This is a genomic window from Maribacter chungangensis (assembly GCF_042676845.1).
GTDB classification, from domain to species: domain Bacteria; phylum Bacteroidota; class Bacteroidia; order Flavobacteriales; family Flavobacteriaceae; genus Maribacter; species Maribacter chungangensis.
Genome location: NZ_JBHTHY010000003.1, coordinates 862,728 through 880,038 on the forward strand (window position 1 = coordinate 862,728; position 17,311 = coordinate 880,038).

The 17,311-nt window shown below is 42.7% G+C and carries 15 protein-coding genes and 1 pseudogene; 5 read left to right on the forward strand and 11 right to left on the reverse strand.

All coding sequences use genetic code 11. The annotated features are described in order from the left end of the window. Window positions 1–31: 31 nt before the first annotated feature. The 4 genes from ACFQZJ_RS03610 (at window position 32) to ACFQZJ_RS03625 (ending at window position 4,242) form a co-directional block, all read left to right on the forward strand. Window positions 32–1,072, forward strand: a complete 1,041-nt coding sequence (locus ACFQZJ_RS03610) for a PfkB family carbohydrate kinase (protein WP_379932385.1) — start codon at window positions 32–34, stop codon at window positions 1,070–1,072. A gap of 76 nt (window positions 1,073–1,148) precedes the next feature. Beyond that, window positions 1,149–1,817: a bifunctional 4-hydroxy-2-oxoglutarate aldolase/2-dehydro-3-deoxy-phosphogluconate aldolase gene (locus ACFQZJ_RS03615; RefSeq protein WP_379932387.1), complete on the forward strand. Its 669-nt coding sequence runs from the start codon at window positions 1,149–1,151 to the stop codon at window positions 1,815–1,817. A gap of 9 nt (window positions 1,818–1,826) precedes the next feature. Further along, window positions 1,827–3,227: a glucuronate isomerase gene (uxaC, locus tag ACFQZJ_RS03620; RefSeq protein ID WP_379932388.1), complete on the forward strand. Its 1,401-nt coding sequence runs from the start codon at window positions 1,827–1,829 to the stop codon at window positions 3,225–3,227. A gap of 34 nt (window positions 3,228–3,261) precedes the next feature. Then, the gene (locus ACFQZJ_RS03625; protein ID WP_379932390.1) at window positions 3,262–4,242 is read left to right on the forward strand and encodes a Gfo/Idh/MocA family protein; all 981 of its coding nucleotides are present in this window, start codon (window positions 3,262–3,264) and stop codon (window positions 4,240–4,242) included. 47 nt (window positions 4,243–4,289) lie between these two features. Here ACFQZJ_RS03625 and ACFQZJ_RS03630 read toward each other — a convergent pair whose 3' ends face one another. The 9 genes from ACFQZJ_RS03630 to ACFQZJ_RS03670 form a co-directional block, all read right to left on the reverse strand. Continuing rightward, window positions 4,290–5,990 (reverse strand): GMC oxidoreductase, encoded by a 1,701-nt coding sequence (locus ACFQZJ_RS03630; RefSeq protein ID WP_379932391.1) that lies wholly within the window; start codon window positions 5,988–5,990, stop codon window positions 4,290–4,292. A gap of 91 nt (window positions 5,991–6,081) precedes the next feature. Then, entirely contained in the window at window positions 6,082–7,377 is a 1,296-nt protein-coding gene (locus tag ACFQZJ_RS03635; protein WP_379932392.1) for a TRAP transporter large permease, read from the reverse strand. A gap of 3 nt (window positions 7,378–7,380) precedes the next feature. Then, on the reverse strand, window positions 7,381–7,842 hold the full coding sequence (locus tag ACFQZJ_RS03640) for a TRAP transporter small permease (RefSeq protein WP_379932394.1): 462 nt from the start codon (window positions 7,840–7,842) through the stop codon (window positions 7,381–7,383). A gap of 11 nt (window positions 7,843–7,853) precedes the next feature. Further along, complete coding sequence (locus tag ACFQZJ_RS03645; protein ID WP_379932395.1) at window positions 7,854–8,831, reverse strand: TRAP transporter substrate-binding protein; 978 nt, start codon at window positions 8,829–8,831, stop codon at window positions 7,854–7,856. Between the two features lie 7 nt (window positions 8,832–8,838). Then, window positions 8,839–10,017: a DUF4861 family protein gene (locus ACFQZJ_RS03650; protein ID WP_379932396.1), complete on the reverse strand. Its 1,179-nt coding sequence runs from the start codon at window positions 10,015–10,017 to the stop codon at window positions 8,839–8,841. A 5-nt stretch (window positions 10,018–10,022) separates the two neighbouring features. Continuing rightward, a complete protein-coding gene (locus ACFQZJ_RS03655) occupies window positions 10,023–10,817 on the reverse strand; it encodes a gluconate 5-dehydrogenase (RefSeq protein WP_379932397.1) in 795 nt (264 codons plus the stop codon). 4 nt (window positions 10,818–10,821) lie between these two features. Next, on the reverse strand, window positions 10,822–11,661 hold the full coding sequence (kduI, locus tag ACFQZJ_RS03660; RefSeq protein ID WP_379932398.1) for a 5-dehydro-4-deoxy-D-glucuronate isomerase: 840 nt from the start codon (window positions 11,659–11,661) through the stop codon (window positions 10,822–10,824). Between the two features lie 109 nt (window positions 11,662–11,770). Then, the gene (uxuA, locus tag ACFQZJ_RS03665) at window positions 11,771–12,967 is read right to left on the reverse strand and encodes a mannonate dehydratase (RefSeq protein WP_379932399.1); all 1,197 of its coding nucleotides are present in this window, start codon (window positions 12,965–12,967) and stop codon (window positions 11,771–11,773) included. 20 nt (window positions 12,968–12,987) lie between these two features. Further along, entirely contained in the window at window positions 12,988–13,818 is an 831-nt protein-coding gene (locus ACFQZJ_RS03670) for an SDR family oxidoreductase (RefSeq protein WP_379932400.1), read from the reverse strand. A 470-nt stretch (window positions 13,819–14,288) separates the two neighbouring features. Here ACFQZJ_RS03670 and ACFQZJ_RS03675 point away from each other — a divergent pair. Next, window positions 14,289–15,287 (forward strand): annotated as a pseudogene (locus ACFQZJ_RS03675) (lactonase family protein). On the opposite strand, the gene ACFQZJ_RS03680 reads toward ACFQZJ_RS03675, so the two are convergent. Together ACFQZJ_RS03680 and ACFQZJ_RS03685 are read right to left on the reverse strand one after the other, a co-directional pair. Beyond that, complete coding sequence (locus ACFQZJ_RS03680) at window positions 15,270–16,265, reverse strand: Kelch repeat-containing protein (protein ID WP_379932401.1); 996 nt, start codon at window positions 16,263–16,265, stop codon at window positions 15,270–15,272. The pseudogene ACFQZJ_RS03675 and the gene ACFQZJ_RS03680 sit on opposite strands and share 18 nt — an antisense overlap. Before the next feature lie 3 nt (window positions 16,266–16,268). After that, window positions 16,269–17,297 (reverse strand): Gfo/Idh/MocA family protein, encoded by a 1,029-nt coding sequence (locus ACFQZJ_RS03685; RefSeq protein ID WP_379932402.1) that lies wholly within the window; start codon window positions 17,295–17,297, stop codon window positions 16,269–16,271. Window positions 17,298–17,311 lie beyond the last annotated feature (14 nt).

The following is a 17,311-nucleotide window of genomic DNA, read 5'->3' on the forward strand; positions in this document are numbered from 1 at the left end:
ATGAACCGCTGGTTCTAATACATATAGATACATGAAAAAAGTAGTGACTTTTGGAGAAATTATGCTCCGTTTATCCCCTCCGGGATTTTTAAGGTTTTCACAGACCAACAGTTTTGATGTGGTATACGGTGGTGGGGAATCCAATGTTGCAGTTTCCTTGGCCAATTATGGGGTGCCTGTGGAATTCGTGACCCGTTTACCAAAAAACGATATTGGTGAGTGTGCCCTAATGGAAATGCGTAAACGCAATGTAGGAACAAATAACATCATATATGGGGGCGACCGTTTGGGTATCTATTTTTTGGAAACCGGAGCGGTAAGCCGTGGTAGTAAGGTGGTCTATGACCGTGCCCATTCCGCTATCGCGGAGATAGAGGCGGGAATGATAGATTGGAAAACCGTCTTTAAAGGCGTGGAATGGTTTCATTGGACGGGGATTACCCCGGCCATATCCAAAGGTGCTGCAGATGCCTGCTTAGAGGCGGTAAAAGTGGCCAGTGATATGGGTGTTACCATTTCTACCGATTTGAACTATCGCGCTAAACTTTGGAACTATGGTGGGGATAGAGAGGCTATTATGACCAAACTGACTTCGTATTGCGATATTATTCTCGGTAATGAAGAAGATGCCGAAAAACATTTTGGTATTAAACCAGAGGGCTTGGATATCACTACCCAAGGCGAACATGTAAAAGCAGAGGCATTTTTGTCCGTTTGTGAGCAAATGATGAAAAAATTTCCTCGTGCTAAAAAAGTAATTACCACTTTAAGAGGTTCTATTTCTGCATCACACAATAGTTGGGCCGGTGTCCTGTATGACGGCAATACTATGTTTAAATCCCCGGAATATCAAATTACCGACATCGTTGATCGCGTAGGTGGTGGCGATAGTTTTATGGGAGGGTTGATTTACGGTTTGCTAAAGTACCCGCAGGATGACCAAAACGCGCTTAACTTTGCGGTAGCGGCCTCATGTTTAAAACATACGATCAAAGGAGATGCTAACTTAGCAACTGTAGCCGAGGTCGAAAAATTGATGGGCGGAGATGCCTCTGGTCGCGTAGCTAGATAAAACGAGAAAGAATTAGTATTTTAATAGCATAATTACAGGGGCAGCAAACTGCCCCTGTATTTTTAAACACAAATTTATGGCACAATATTCAAGAATCGAAGTGGCTTCGGTAATGAAGGAAAACGGAATGGTACCTTTATTTTATCATCCTGATATTGAATTGGGAAAAAATGTTTTAAAAGCTTGTTACGACGGTGGTTCAAGGTTAATGGAGTTCACTGCTCGCGGCGATTTTGCTTTTGAGGTTTTTTCTGAATTGAACAAATACGCCATCAAAGCATTACCGGGAATGATCATGGGGGTCGGTTCTATAACGGATGCCGCCGCCGCTAGCCTGTTCATGCAAATGGGAGCTAATTTCATAGTAACACCTTCCTTGAGAGAGGATATTGCCATAGCATGTAACCGTCGTAAGGTATTATGGTCGCCGGGCTGTGGCTCCTTGACGGAAATTAACAGGGCAGAGGAAATGGGCTGCGAAATAATAAAGCTGTTTCCCGGATCTACATACGGTCCCGGATTCGTAAAGGCCATTCGCGGGCCACAACCATGGACCAGCATTATGCCTACAGGTGGCGTTACTACTGAGGAGGCTAATTTAAAAGGTTGGTTTGATGCGGGTGTCACTTGTGTAGGAATGGGTTCGCAATTAATTAGCAAGGATATATTGGCAAATAAAGATTATAATGGATTAGAGCAAAAAGTATCCCATGCCTTGGAGCTAATTAAAAAACTACGTGCGTAACTCCTAATTATGAAGACATTTATTACCGATGATTTTTTGTTGCAGAACGAATTTTCAAAAAAACTGTATCATGGTTTTGCCGCGGATTTACCGATTATCGACTACCACAACCACTTGCCTCCAAATGAAATTGCTGAAAACAGGGTCTTTGAGAATATCTCGCAGGTGTGGTTAGCGGGCGACCATTACAAGTGGCGCGCCATGCGTGCCTTAGGTATCGATGAGAAGTATATTACGGGAGCTGCGTCGGACAGGGATAAATTTCTAAAATGGGCGGAAACTGTTCCGTATACGGTGCGAAATCCTTTGTATCATTGGACCCATCTAGAGCTACAGCGTTATTTTGATATTGATACTTTACTGTCTCCAGAAAATGCCGAGGAAATATATGATCGTACTGCGTTCATGCTACAGCAACCATCGCATCATACTGTTGGATTACTACAGGGAAAGAACGTAGAATATTTATGCACCACAGATGACCCCATTGATGCTTTGGAACATCATAAAAGCATTGGAAATCAACAAATCTTACCTAAAGTATTGCCTACATTTAGACCGGATAAGGCCTTTGCGATTGAGGACAGTGTCTCATACATTCAATATGTTGAAAAGTTAGGGGCAGTTGTAGGAAGTGAAATAAAGAATTATGACGATTTATTATCCGCTTTAGCCCAAAGAATCAACTATTTCCATAACGTAGGGGGTAGGCTTGCCGATCATGGTTTAGGACAAATGTATTATGCGGACCACGAGAATTTTAATTGCGATACACTCTTTAAAAAAGCCATATCGCAGAAAAGCCTTACGATGCAGGAGGTGGATTTTTTCAAGGCAAAAACACTCTTGTTTCTGAGTCGGGAATACCACAAACGCGGATGGATACAGCAATTTCACCTAGGAGCCATAAGAAATAACAACAAACGACTGTTAACGAGTTTGGGGCCGGATACCGGGTTCGATTCCATGGGAGATTATTCCCAAGCCAAAACCCTGAGTGGTTTTCTAAATGATTTGGACCGCACGGATCAGTTGACCAAGACAATATTGTATAACCTGAACCCGTCCGATAACGAAGTTTTCGCCACCATGGCGGGTAATTTTAATGATGGTACTATAAAGGGAAAAGTACAATTTGGTTCCGCTTGGTGGTTCTTGGACCAGAAAGATGGTATGGAAAAGCAAATCAACACCCTCTCAAATATGGGGTTATTAAGTTGTTTTGTAGGAATGCTTACCGATTCCAGGAGTTTCCTTTCTTTTCCAAGGCACGAATATTTCAGGAGGATTCTTTGCAATCTAATTGGAAGGGATGTGGCCAACGGGGAGTTGCCCGCAGACGAAAAGTGGCTGGGTAAAATAGTTGGCGATATCTGTTACCATAACGCTAAGGACTATTTCGGACTCTGATCGATGTTGTAGTCGATAACAAAATTGTAAGACAATGAAAACGGTAAAATGGGGTATCATCGGATGTGGAGATGTTGCCGAGGTAAAAAGTGGCCCTGCTTTTCAAAAAGTAAAACAGTCGGAATTGATTGCGGTCATGCGCCGTAACAAATCAAAAGCCGAGGATTTTGCAAAACGTCATAAGGTTCCTTTTCACTATGATACCGCAGCGGCTTTATTAGGTCACAAGGGTATCAACGCAGTTTATATAGCCACACCACCTTCTACGCATTTGAAGTATACCCTTATGGCTTTAGATGCCGGTAAAGATGTGTATTTGGAAAAACCGATGACCTTAAATTTTATAGAGGGCAAGATAATCGCCGAGGCCTTAAAGAATACCTCAGGCAAGCTCACGGTTGCACATTACAGAAGAAAACTGCCCGCGTTTGAGAAGGTCAAACAGCTTTTAGGCGAAGGGGCTATTGGAAAAGTACAATGCGCCGATATTCAAATCCTACAACCAAGAAAATCCGAACTAATAGCGGATACGGATGATAACTGGCGCCTACGACCTGAAGTTTCCGGAGGTGGGTACTTTTATGACATTGCACCCCATCAAATCGATTTAATGTATCATTATTTTGGTGTGATTAAAGGAGTAGCGGGCTTTTCTAGTTCCGATAATACTATCGAATTGGTCGATGACCTAGTCAACGGAATCATCCATTTTGAGAGTGGTGTACAGTTTAGGGGAATTTGGAATTTTACGGCCTCCGGGGTCAACAAAAAAGAGGAGTGTGTAATCTATGGTGCGGAAGGGAGTATCCGTTTCTCATTTTATGGCGAAGAAGTACAACTGCAGCATAACAACGGAACCGAAGTTTTTTCCTTTAAAAACCCAGATCATGTGCAGCAACCTATGATAGCCGCTGTGGTCGATTACTTTTTGGACAAAGCAGAAAATCCTTGTCCAGTAGAAGACGGTCTAGTAGTTATGCAGACCATGGAACAACTCTGTGGACGCTGGTCTTGAAATTAAGTCTTGATTTCGTATATAGTTTTAAAAACGAACGCTACAATTTATATATTCCTCTTTTTTAGTTCATTTACCGCATGGTTAGCCGCTCTTGCCGTCAATGCCATATAGGTCAACGAAGGGTTCTGATTTCCGGAAGAGGTCATACATGCGCCGTCCGTAACATAGACGTTGGGAACTTCGTGGATTTGATTATACTTGTTCAAAACTGATGTTTTTGGGTTATGCCCCATACGAGCCGTTCCCATTTCATGGATGCCGCCACCCATATAGGAGTCTCTCTTAGTGGCTCTAACGTCTTTGAAACCTGAATTCTCTAGCATCTCTTGTGCTTGAACAATCCAATCTTTCTTCATTTTTTTCTCGTTCTCCTTAAACTCCGCATCAAAGACTATGGTAGGCAAACCGTACTGATCTAGCTTGTCATAATTTAAGGACATCTGATTTTCATGATAGGGCAATACTTCTCCAAATCCGCCCAGGTTTATTCTCCATCCGCCAGGTTTCAGCATGGCCTCTTTATATTCTTTGCCATACCCGTACTCCGGAATTACGGTACTGTAATCACTTCTACCGGCACCTCCTTGATAGCCATATCCACGGATAAAATCTACTTTTTCGGACGAGGCGTTGAGGTTTCTGAACCTTGGGATATAAAAGCCGTTTGGTCTTTTTCCTTTATAGTATTTATCGTCGTAACCATCTATTTTAGCCGAGGCTCCAGCTCCTAGTTGATGGTCCATAATGTTATGGCCCAACTCCCCACTGGCGTTGCCCATTCCGTTAGGAAATGCATCGGATTTGGATTGCATTAAAATAGCCGTAGATGCCATGGAAGATGCGCAAAGGAAAATTACCTTAGCTTTAAATTCAAGCACTTCTTTTGTATTCGCGTCTATTACTTTTACGCCCTTGGCTTTCTTTTGGTCTTTATCGTAGCGCACTTCACAAACAATGGAGTCTGGTCGTAACGTCATATTACCGGTAGCCTCCGCCATAGGAATCGTAGAGGAATTGGAACTGAAATAAGCGCCGTAGGGGCATCCCCTTTTACATCTATTTCTGTATTGACACGTTCCTCTTCCCGAACCGGGTTTTGTGCCTTCGGTAATATGGGCCACCCTGCCAATCGTTAAGACACGATCTTCATAATGGTTTGCTATCCCTTTTCTAAAATGCTCCTCTACGCAGTTGAGCTCCATAGGTTTTAGAAATACGCTGTCGGGTAGATGGGGTAAACCTAAAGCCTCTCCGCTAATGCCAACATGTTTTTCTACGTAGGAGTACCACGGTTCTATGTCTTTGTAACGAATAGGCCAATCAACCCCGATACCTTCTTTTGCGTTCGCCTCAAAATCCAGGTCGGACCAACGATAGGTCTGTTTTCCCCATATCAACGAACGGCCACCAACTTGTGTGCCCCGGATCCAATCAAAGCGCTTTACTTCGTCATAGTCATGATCGGAATCCTTATTGAAAAAATGCTTGGTTGTATTGTCCAATCGCCATCGTAGCTGTTTGGTATAGTCTTTTTTTTGTTCTGCAGTTAATTCGCCAGCATTAGGTATATCCCACGGGTCTTGGTGCATGGTGGGGTAATCGAGGACATGATTCACCATTCTCCCGCGTTCCAGAACAAGGGTTTTTAGCCCTTTTTCACAGAGTTCCTTTGCGGCCCAACCCCCGCTTATCCCTGTTCCTACTACGATAGCATCATATTCTGTTTCTGAGGATTTTGACGGCATTTTTTAAGTTTTGAAAGTATTTAAAAGTAAGGATTATCACTATTGTAGGTGTCCTGTAGTGTTAGGTGTTCAATGCTATCACTAGAGAGTCTTAGAATCCAAATTGTCTTGGCAACCAAAGGCTCAACTCTGGAAAATAGGTCACCAGAAACAAGGCAATAATCATCGCAATAAACAAGGGTAGTAGTGGTTTAACCACTTTTTCAATAGAGGTTTTGGCAATGCCGACACCAACAAAGAGTACGGAGCCAACGGGTGGTGTACACAGTCCTATACAAAGATTTAACACCATGATGATTCCAAAATGAACCGGGTCCAAGCCAAGCGCCGTGACCACAGGTAAAAAAATAGGGGTAAAAATAAGTACCGCGGGGGTCATATCCATAAATATCCCAACAAAGAGTAATAATAGGTTTATTATCAATAGAATAACAATGGGATTATCGCTTAGCGCTAAAAGTCCCGTACTTATCTCCTGTGGTATGTTCTCATAACTCAAGGCCCACGACATGCTCATGGACGCTCCAATAAGTAGCATGACTATGGCAGTAGTTCCCGCAGAGTCCAAAAGAATCCGGGGCATTATGGGTAAGGTGATTTCGCGATAGATCATTCCTAATACAAAACTATAGAGCACGGCAATGGCAGAGGCCTCGGTAGCCGTGAAAATACCCGTAACGATACCACCAATGACTACGACGAGCATAAACAGACTTGGCAAGGCGTCTACAAAAGTTTTAAGAACGGCTTTTAACGTACTTCGCTTGCCAACTTTATAGCCTTTTTTCTTTGCCCAAAATGAGGCTACGATCATTAAAAAGAGCCCTGTTAATATACCAGGAATATAGCCTGCCAAAAATAATGCTGCAATAGACGCACCGCCACTTGCCAAGGAATAAACAATTAATACATTACTAGGTGGAATAATCAACCCTGTGGTGGCAGCGGTAATATTTACGGCAGCACCAAATTCCCTAGAGTAGCCCTCCTTTTCCATTTCGGGCCCTAGAATACTTCCCATGGCAGATGCAGCGGCCATGGCCGAACCGGCGATAGCGCCCATAAGCATGGCCGAAATGATATTTATTAATGCAAGTCCGCCTGGGAGTGCGCCCACCAAGGTTTTTGCAAATGCAATAAGTCGATGCGCTATACCTCCCTTGTTCATCAATTCTCCCGATAGAATAAATAGGGGTATGGCCAAGAGTGCAAAACTATCCAGTCCGGTACCTATACGCTGCGATACGGTAGTGGCCGCCGGTAATACCGGTATGCTTACCAAAAGGGTCAATAGCGACGAAATAGCGATGCTCCAGGCGACCGGGGTGCCAATGGCCAAAAGACATATAAAACTGATAACTAATACGAGTATAGGTGCGTATTCCATGGTTTATTGTTTTTTAAGTATGTCCGAAAGCTTGTAATAGATTATAAGTAATCCGCTGATAGGAATTACCCCATATACTACTGCCAAAGGCACTTGTAATGCAGGTGAGTTCTGGCCAAGAACGTAGGTGATATAGACCAGTCTAGAACCACCGATGACCATGGCCAGTAGGCAGAACAGAATAATCAACAGGCGTACGATCAACATCAAACGTTTTTGTACAGGCGGACTTAGCCTAGTTGGTAAAACATCGATGGCCACATGCATGTTCCTGCCAGATATATATGCGGCACCAAGGATACCTACCCAAATCATTAGATAACGCGCCAGCTCATCGGTAAAGGAACTGGGTGAGCCCAGAATAAAACGACTGGCCACCTGCCAAAGCACATTCAGTACCATAACGGCCATAATGATGACCAGAAAATTGGCAAGTATCTTATCAATGGTTTTTCGCAATTGCATACGCTGGTAATTTAGTTGGTTGCTTGAATATCTTTTATCAGTTGGTAAAATTCCTTATCCTCTTTGTACTTGTCAAAGGAGTCTTTTATCTTATCGGAAAATAAGGTTTTATCCGGTCGGATAATTTGTACGCCTGCCTTTTCAACCGCCTCCAATGCCTCGTTTTCCGCCTCCAGCCAGAGTTTACGTTGGTATACTACCGAGGTTTCTACCGCTTGTTTCAGCCAACCTTGCTCTTCAGGGGTCAATTTATCCCATAAATAGGTTCCGGCCAGAAGTACATCTGGGAGTACTGTGTGTTCGTCAAGGGTGTAGTACTTTGCCACTTCGTAGTGTCTGGATAGGTAAAAACTCGGTGGATTGTTCTCCGCCCCGTCTACCACACCTTGTTGTAATGCTGTGTAAAGTTCCCCCCAAGAAATTGGAGTAGGGGAACCGCCCAAGCCACGAACCATATCCATGGCGGTTACGCTTTCCATTACCCTAATTTTTTGGCCCTCTAAATCTTCGGGTGTATTTACGGGTTTGTCCTTGGTGTAAAAACTACGGCTCCCGGCATCGTAGTAGCCCAGTCCTTTAAGCCAATATTGTTCTCCTTCATTAAGGAGCTGTTGCCCTATGGGGCCGTCTAAAACAGTAAAAGAATGTTCCCTATCACGGAACAAAAAAGGCAATCCCAATACCTTCATTTTTGGTGCAAAATTCTCTAAAACCCCTACGGAAACTTTGGTCATGTCCAAGCTGCCAATTTGTAGCAACTCTAAACACTGCCGTTCCGTTCCCAGTTGTTGACTCGGATAGATTTCCAGCTTTAATTTTCCATCGGAAAGCGTGCTTAAATCCTCCCCCATTTTCACCATGGCCTTATGCACGCTATGGCTCACATCCAAACCATGACCTAGACGTAGGGTTTTGGTATCATCGGTTTTGGCACAGGAAATGATCAATGCAGTACCAAGGAGAAGAAGTAAACTGTTTTTTAGTTTCATTTTGCTTTTATTTCACGGTGACTTGCAACGGATTTTTGAGTTGTTCCGAAAAGGAGTTCAGATACTCCTCCCATTCACTTTTGCTTGTAAATTGTCCACTTTTTTTCCAACTAAACCCGGCATAGTAGACCGCTTTGTTGTCTTTGGTTTTGATATGGGCAAAAAGATTGCTTTCATCTTTTCTGTTGGTTTCATAGTGGTCATAGCCCACCAATCCATTTCCTGGAACTATGATTCCCATTCCAAGTTCCGAGTCAAAATGGGGTTCCCAATAGCTGATCCAACCGTTGGGTTCATCCACGCCAATTTCGCCTTCTTTTTTATGAAGGGTGAGTCCGGCGGATATCGTATCGGTCCCTTTAAGGGTAATTTCAAACCGGGATAAATTTTGACCATAATCCAAGGATATCATTTTTTCTTCTGAAATGTTGTTTCCTGCCGCATCCCAATCGGCATAGGTTAAGATAAAACTAGTTCTTATAGGGCCCGTATTCAGGGTTTTCCAAGAAATAAAGTTCTTGGATATATGGTAACTGGTATCCACTTTTTTAGCAATTCCGCCAACCCCTCTGCTTATACCTACGTGGAAATTGTCCAGACCTTCACCATCATCCTTATGATAACTTCCGTCCGTATTCAACTCCTTATTGTACCATTTATTGATGATAGGATAGTCCACACGCTTTAACCAAGCATCTATTCCACTTGATAGTGTTCCCCCTTTAACGCCGTCTTCAACCATTTTTTGAGCTACGGGGCCATAGGTTCTAAACGCAACGCGATTGTTTTCCCATGCGTAATCATCTGTGCGTTCCGGAACGAATCTGGAATAACACGCGGGAATACTATCGGTGTTTGCTGAATTTTCGGAAAATCCGACTTCGAATACCCTTTCACTATTCGCAGAAATTTCGGGTTGAAATATAATAGCATCCATGGTGCCGTCACCATTGGTATCTATTTGTTGGGAAAGGATTTCGGCTTTAGTTTCGGCATCCAATAAGGCAATTCTCCCCTTTTTGCCTTCCTTGCGTATCGCTAATAAATCCACCGAAACGGTTTCAAACGAACGATCGCTGTTCAAGGTGTTCTTTATATTAATTTGTTGGAGCGGTTCCTTTGCCTCTTCACAAGAGGAGCATGCGATTAGAATGGATAAAGACGCTAAAAATTGGAGTGCTTTCATGATGTTTAGTTTTCGTTGGACGGTTTTCCTATGGTCGCCAATATGCCACCATCTACATAGACCACATGGCCGTTGACAAAATCACTGGCTCTAGAGGCAAGAAAAATAGCCGCTCCCGCTAAATCGTCCGGGTCGCCCCATTTTGCCGCAGGTGTTCTATTGATGATGAATTCGTTGAACGGATGACCGTCTACGCGGATAGGTGCGGTTTGTGAGGTAGCAAAATAACCAGGGCCAATGCCATTGGTCTGTATATTATGCTTTGCCCATTCCGTAGCCATATTTTGCGTTAGCATTTTGAGTCCGCCTTTGGCAGCGGCATAGGCACCTACTGTATTTCTGCCCAACTCGCTCATCATGGAGCAAATATTTATAATTTTTCCTTGTTTTCTGGCAATCATGCCTTTGACAACATGCTTGGAAACTATAAACGGACTCACCAAATCTACATCGATCACCTGTTTAAAATCTGCGACCTCCATCTCTTCCAAAGGTGTTCTTTTGATAATCCCGGCATTGTTTACCAGAATATCAATAGGTCCCACTTCGCTTTGAATCTTATTGATGGCGTCAATCACTTGCGCTTCGTCGGTAACGTTAAATTTATACCCTATTGCCTTGATACCTTCACTTTCATACAATTTGATGGCATCATCAATCTTTTGTTGCGATGAATTTCCGTTGACGACGATGGTCGCTCCCGCTTTACCTAGTCCTTTGGCCATGGCCATTCCCAGACCATGGGTGCTGCCGGTTACCAAGGCTATTTTTCCGCTGAGGTTAAAAAGCTCTATACTCATGAAACTATCTTAAATCGGTTATTTTGGCAACATCCATATCGCCATAATCTAAATTCTCGCCGGCCATACCCCAAATAAAGGTATAATTTGACGTGCCGGAACCACAGTGGATGGACCATGGAGGGGAAATGACCGCCTCATGGTTTTGCATCCAAATATGTCTGGTTTCTTGGGGTTGTCCCATAAAATGACAAACCGATTGTCCTTCGGGAACATCTAAATAGAAATATACTTCCATTCGTCTGTCGTGAACGTGGGCAGGCATGGTGTTCCAAACACTACCTGTTTTTAATTCGGTCATACCCATCTGTAGTTGGCAGGTGGTAACAACGCCTCCAATGATCATTTGGTTTACCGTACGATGGTTTGCGGTTTCCAAAGAACCTAGTTCTAGTTTATTGGCTTCTGCCAAACTTACTTTTTTAGTAGGGTAAGAGGTATGTGCCGGTGCCGAGTTTAAATAGAACTTGGCCGGGTTTTTTGGGTCGTCACTTTTAAAGATAACCTCTTTAGCACCACTGCCAATATACAGGGCATCCTTATGGGCAAGGCTGTAGCTGGTGCCATCTACATCTACCGTACCATAATCACCTACATTTATAATCCCAAGTTCTCTTCTCTCTAAAAAGAATCCTGCTTTTAGAGGATCGATAGCCTCTAGTTTTAAAGGACTGTCCGGCACTGCCGAGCCTGCTATATAGCGGTCGTAATGGGTATAGGTAAGATTGATTTTACCTTTTTGCATGAGGTTGTCGATCAGGAATTCGTTTCGCAGTTCTGTAGTGTCATATTTTTTAACGGCTTCCGGACTGGAGGCATATCGTGTTTCGTAGGATACGGACATTGTATAGTTTATTTTATAATTAATTAAATAGTGACTCGATAATCGAGATGTATGTTTCGAGGCTTGTATCGAAACCTTAAAGTTGTTTCTTTTCTAATGGTTCTTGAATTTACCACGAGTTGGCCGACTTTCTAATTCCAAGTTCAAGTCCACGCAGTTCGGCAAGACCTCTTAAACGGCCAATACCGGAATAGCCCGGGTTGGTTTTTTTGCGAAGGTCGTCCAGCATTTTATGACCGTGATCCGGTCGCATGGGCATTCGCATATCTTTACGACCCGCTTTCTTTCTTTTTTCCTGTTCTTGCACAAGGGCTTTCATTACCGCGTACATATCCACATCGCCTTCTAAATGGTTGGCTTCATGAAAATTACCGTCTGCATCCCGCTTTGTGCTTCTTAAATGGATAAAATGGATTCGATGTCCCAATCGGCTCACCATTCCCGCTAGATCATTATCATCACGCACTCCAAAAGAACCCGTACAAAAAGTAAGTCCGTTATTTGGACTGTCTACCGCATTATAAAGGTCAAGAATATCTTGTTCGGTGCTAACCACTCTCGGCAAGCCGAGAATAGGATAAGGTGGATCATCTGGGTGAATGCACATAAGTACGCCCGCTTTTTCCGCAACCGGGATAATTTGTGTTAAAAATTCAAAGAGATGTTTTTTTAGTTTTGAAGCATCAATGGTGTCGTAGGTAGCTAGAATGGTATTGAATTCCTCCAAGGAATAACCTTCCTCCGCTCCGGGTAGTCCAGCAATAATATTGTTGGAAAGTTGTTGTTTTTGAGTATCGTCCAAACTATCAAAATAGGTTTTTGCCTTTGCTTTTTGAGCTTTTGAATAAGAGTCTTCTGCACCCGGTCTTTTCAATAAGAACAGCTCAAAGGCGGCGAATGCAGCGGCCTCAAATCTTAGGGCGGTAGATCCATCTTCCATTTCATAGTCCAAATTGGTCCGTGTCCAGTCCAGCACCGGCATAAAGTTATAGCAGACAATATCAATACCACACTCCCCTAAATTAGAAAGGGTTTGTTTATAATTTTCAATATAGCTCGGGTAGCCATCCGATTGTGTTTTGATAGCTTCGTGAATGGGTACGCTCTCCACAACGGACCAAGTGAGTCCTGCAGCTTCAATAGTATCTTTTCTTTTTTTTATTTCTGACACCGGCCAAACTTCTCCATTTGGAATATGATGTAAGGCAGATACGATGCCAGTGGCACCGGCTTGTCTAATATCCGCTAGAGAAACAGGGTCGTTAGGCCCGTACCATCTCCAAGTTTGTTCTAAAGTTGAACTCATGTATATATTTTCTTTTCTGATTAAACCCCGCTAAAAGCGCTAAATCCACCATCTACAGGTACTACAACTCCCGTTACAAAAGCTGCCCCGTCACCACATAACCAAAGCGTTGTGCCTATGAGATCCTCCGGTGTTCCAAACCTGCCCATTGGCGTTTGACCTATAATGGTATTACCCCTTGGAGTTAGCGAACCATCATTTTCCGTTAATAATGCCCTGTTCTGGTCGGTTAGGAAAAAACCTGGTGCCAATGCATTAACACGTATGCCCACTTTTGAAAAATGTACCGCTAACCATTGAGTGAAATTGGACACCGCTGCTTTTGCACCGCTATACGCTGGAATTTTGGTCAAGGGAGTAAAGGCGTTCATGGAAGATATGTTTAAAATACTACACCCCGCCCTACCGATCATGTCCTGGGCAAACACTTGCGTTGGTAAAAGTGTTCCTATGAAATTAAGGTTAAATGTGAATTGGATGCCGGAGCTATCCAGATCAAAGAATGTTTTAAAACCTTCGGTCGTGTTCGTGAGGTCTTCCTTTTCTAAATGCGGATTGCTGGTAGTACCTAGCGGGTGATTTCCGCCTGCACCGTTTACAAGAATATCACAAGGTCCTAATTTTGAATTGATTTCTTCTTTAGCGGCCAAAAGGGATTCTTTTTCCAACACATTGACCACAACGCCTATGGCTGTGCCCCCAGCGTTGTTTATTTCATTGGCTACTTTATCCGCTGCTTCTTTTTTAAGATCTAAAACTGCAATTTTATGCCCTTCCTTTGATAGGGCCAATGCTAAGGTGCTGCAAAGAACACCACCGGCACCGGTTAACACAACTACTTTTTTATTCATGCTTTGATTCTGTTATTACGCTTATGGATAGGGATAATACACTATCCTCTCTTTTCAAATTTCAAGCTTTTAATTTAAAAGAACTAATGGCACACGCAAACAATAGTGCAAATAAGGGGTAAAAACGTCCATTTTAGTAGTGTTAAAACTAGTTTATACCTTATTTAAATGTGTCCTGTAGTATCTTGTCTCTACATTATTATCCCAAGTAATAAGTTGCTTTAGTTTGCCTAATCCTTTCATAATCATGTTAGGTGTCGTAAGGTGTAAAAAAGGAATTACGGCATGAATGTAGAACAGTAATAGTTAGCTTAGCTTATGAGAATTAAGCTTTTATTTATTGGTTGTTTCTTCTATAGTTGTTTAGAAATCCCCACAAAAACACTCCTTTTCGTAGGTAGCTTTACCGAAGGGGAACCTTGCGATGGTATTTATGTGTACGAGGTTGCCGATACATCTGGAGAACTTTTTTGCTCTCTAAAGTCGATTCATTGATCAATCCATCCTTTTTAAAAATTAGTCCTGACGGTAAGTTTTTATATTGCGTATTGGAAAGTCAGTTACCTACAGACGGAAAAGTGGCTGCATTTGCCGTAGACTCTATTAGCGGTTCGTTAAAATTACTGAACATCCAAGACGCTGGCTGACGAAATCCTGCGCATCTTTCCATTCATCCCAGCGGAAAAGATGTGGTGAATTCCAATTATACCGATGCCGGTATTTCGGTATTTCAAATTCAACCTGACGGTAGTTTAGCGCCCTATCATCAATTGGAAGAGTTTAAGGATAGTAGTATCGTAAAAGGAAGGCGGGATGCAGCGCACCTGTATTCCACTAATTTTTCCCCAGATGGGGATTTTTTGTTCGGTCAAGATTTAGGTGCGGATAAAATAAGAACCTTAAAAGTGAATACGCTTAATACGAATACGTTACGATTAACGAACCTCGGTTTTGTTGCCGTGGCGCCGGGTAGCGGACCACGGCATTTTACATTTCACCCTAACAGTAAATTCGGTTACGGAATCTCGGAATTGAGCGGAAAAATTACGGCCTACAGCTATATTAATGGCGAATTGATTTTCTTGGAGGACTACCAATCCTACGCCACAAAACAGGAAATCTACAGGGCGGCGGATATCCACATTTCTCCTGATGGTAAATTCTTTTACGCTGCTAATCGCGGGCCTAAGGAAGATTCTATTTCTATCTTTTCCATCAATGAACAAACCGGCGAATTAACTTTAGTGGGCCATAAACCCACCTATGGCAAACACCACAGAATTTTTTGTTTAGACCCATCAGGGAAATTCTTATTGGTGGCCAATCAGTTTTTCGATAATATCGTGGTATTTAAACGGGATTCGATAACGGGCGAACTCACTAAATTGGCAAAGGAGTTACCATTTGATAACCCGTCCAGCCTTCAAATGTATACCTACAAAAGGCACAAGTCACTTTTTAAGGAGTAATTTTTCCAAGCTGGCCAATTCCGGTTTTCCACCTCTATTGCCACTACCCGCCGCTATATAGATAGCCTCATCATATATAACGCCTTGGGTGCCATGCCTACCTCTATTTAAGGATGGTAATGGAGTCCATTCCATAGTTTTAAGATGTAGCACCTCTACTTGGTCGTGTGCGCTTTGTTGGCCACTGCTTTCCCCGCCAATAACTATAAGTTGGTTTTGGAACAAAACAGTGGTAGTACCCGCTCGCTGTGTCGGGATGTTCTTATTTTTTGCTAAGGTTGCCCACGTGTCATTTTCTATATCGTAAATATCGACTTCTGGGACGGTAAGTTCAAAGGTCTGTTTGGTGGCAAAGGATGAATTTCTTCCCCCTGCGGCGTAGATTTTACCATCGCCTATAGCTGCTTGAAAATGGTCCCGTGCTCTTGGTGCATCGGCTAAAACCGTCCATTTCCCAGTCTTAAAATCATAACGGTCTACCCACGGAACATGGGTGCTGTTATGTCCGTCTACAATGCCACTTACCATATATACACTATCTCCATCGACCACAACCCCACAAGAACCTCTTCTTCTTTCTTTAGGAATTTCAGGGCCTGTTTCCCAAATGTTGGTCTCAGGATTATAAATAAGCATCGTTGCCAACGGGGTTTCATACGGATATTTGCCCGTCATGGCTCCTATGACATATACTTTGTTATTATAAGTAACCCCTTGAAAATGATGGATTTCAGTTTCTGGAGCGGCACCCGTCGTCCATGTATGGCTATCTATATTGTAAATGGATATGGGTTTTATTCCCCTACCGCCTATCAGATAAAAATTCTTTCCGATGGCTACAAAGCTGTTTTCATGTCGTGCAATCGGAGCTGTTGCTGTTTGAATGTTTTCCCATTTTGGGGCAGCATTTGATTGTGATACGATGGGAGGAGAAAAAAGCACTATAATGAGTAGCGAGTAGTATAGTTTCTGTATCATGGCTTATAGGATTTTGATAGGAATACGCTTCTCGTGAGATGCATACACTTTTTCCAGCACCTTGATATTATCAAGGTAGTCCTGTACATCGGTTTCAAAAGGCTCTCCAGAATCTAATTGTCTGATAAAATGTTGTTGGGTGTAATAGACACAATCCCCTGCAAAATTGTTATCCTCAAAAGTATATTCATGTTCGACTTCCGGCCTGCCTAATTTTTTGATACTAATACGACCATCCTCGTGAAGATGTATGCTTCCTTTGTCACACTCTATCCGTACTTCTCCAAAAGTCAATCTTGGATTTTGAGACCTACTTTCGTTGTATCGATTGGCATCTAAAATAGCCGTGCCTCCATTTGTAAAATCACAGATAACAAGAGCGGAATCCTCTCCTTTAATGTTGGGATTGAATCGCTGTAACTTGGCAAAAACCTGATTGATGTCCCCTCCAAAAAAGCGAAGTACATCAATGAGATGAATCCCTGTTTCGTACATCAGTAATTGTTTCATTTCCCTAAAATAGGGCTGTCGGTTCATATAGGCGTCTTCCTGCCATCCGTCTCCCATGCGCATACGCCAGTGGATGCCGTGAAATTGGTTTCCAATAGTATGTTGTTCAAGCAGTTTTTTGATTTCCCGATGCCAAGGCTGAAACCGAAAATTTTCATGCACCATCATACGAACCCCATACTTTGAAATAGCGGTAGCAATTTCTTCGGATTCCGCCAAGCTTGGAGCCAATGGTTTTTGACAAATAATATGAATTCCTTTTTCCGCAGCAGCAACACAAAGTCTTTTGTGGCTATTGGGTGGGGTAATGATATCTATAAAATCCGGTTTTTCCTGTTGCAACATTTCGTTAAAATCGGAATATGCTGATGCAATCCCCAAATCTTCGGCGGTTTGTTGTGCAAGTTCCATGTTGCTATCGCATAATGCGGTAATCTCTACCTTTTCCATGCGTAGCCAAGCCTCCAAGTGAAACCGGCTAAAATATCCAAGACCAATACAAACTCCTTTTATTTTATTCATAAAAATGATAATAC

What these genes read in the sequence shown, in the direction of transcription:
- ACFQZJ_RS03610 (WP_379932385.1), top strand. Translation starts at nt 32, where the DNA reads ATGAAAAAAGTAGTGACTTTTGGAGAAATTATGCTCCGTTTATCCCCT.
- ACFQZJ_RS03615 (WP_379932387.1), top strand. Translation starts at nt 1,149, where the DNA reads ATGGCACAATATTCAAGAATCGAAGTGGCTTCGGTAATGAAGGAAAAC.
- uxaC (WP_379932388.1), top strand. Translation starts at nt 1,827, where the DNA reads ATGAAGACATTTATTACCGATGATTTTTTGTTGCAGAACGAATTTTCA.
- ACFQZJ_RS03625 (WP_379932390.1), top strand. Translation starts at nt 3,262, where the DNA reads ATGAAAACGGTAAAATGGGGTATCATCGGATGTGGAGATGTTGCCGAG.
- ACFQZJ_RS03630 (WP_379932391.1), bottom strand. Translation starts at nt 5,990, where the DNA reads ATGCCGTCAAAATCCTCAGAAACAGAATATGATGCTATCGTAGTAGGA.
- ACFQZJ_RS03635 (WP_379932392.1), bottom strand. Translation starts at nt 7,377, where the DNA reads ATGGAATACGCACCTATACTCGTATTAGTTATCAGTTTTATATGTCTT.
- ACFQZJ_RS03640 (WP_379932394.1), bottom strand. Translation starts at nt 7,842, where the DNA reads ATGCAATTGCGAAAAACCATTGATAAGATACTTGCCAATTTTCTGGTC.
- ACFQZJ_RS03645 (WP_379932395.1), bottom strand. Translation starts at nt 8,831, where the DNA reads ATGAAACTAAAAAACAGTTTACTTCTTCTCCTTGGTACTGCATTGATC.
- ACFQZJ_RS03650 (WP_379932396.1), bottom strand. Translation starts at nt 10,017, where the DNA reads ATGAAAGCACTCCAATTTTTAGCGTCTTTATCCATTCTAATCGCATGC.
- ACFQZJ_RS03655 (WP_379932397.1), bottom strand. Translation starts at nt 10,817, where the DNA reads ATGAGTATAGAGCTTTTTAACCTCAGCGGAAAAATAGCCTTGGTAACC.
- kduI (WP_379932398.1), bottom strand. Translation starts at nt 11,661, where the DNA reads ATGTCCGTATCCTACGAAACACGATATGCCTCCAGTCCGGAAGCCGTT.
- uxuA (WP_379932399.1), bottom strand. Translation starts at nt 12,967, where the DNA reads ATGAGTTCAACTTTAGAACAAACTTGGAGATGGTACGGGCCTAACGAC.
- ACFQZJ_RS03670 (WP_379932400.1), bottom strand. Translation starts at nt 13,818, where the DNA reads ATGAATAAAAAAGTAGTTGTGTTAACCGGTGCCGGTGGTGTTCTTTGC.
- ACFQZJ_RS03680 (WP_379932401.1), bottom strand. Translation starts at nt 16,265, where the DNA reads ATGATACAGAAACTATACTACTCGCTACTCATTATAGTGCTTTTTTCT.
- ACFQZJ_RS03685 (WP_379932402.1), bottom strand. Translation starts at nt 17,297, where the DNA reads ATGAATAAAATAAAAGGAGTTTGTATTGGTCTTGGATATTTTAGCCGG.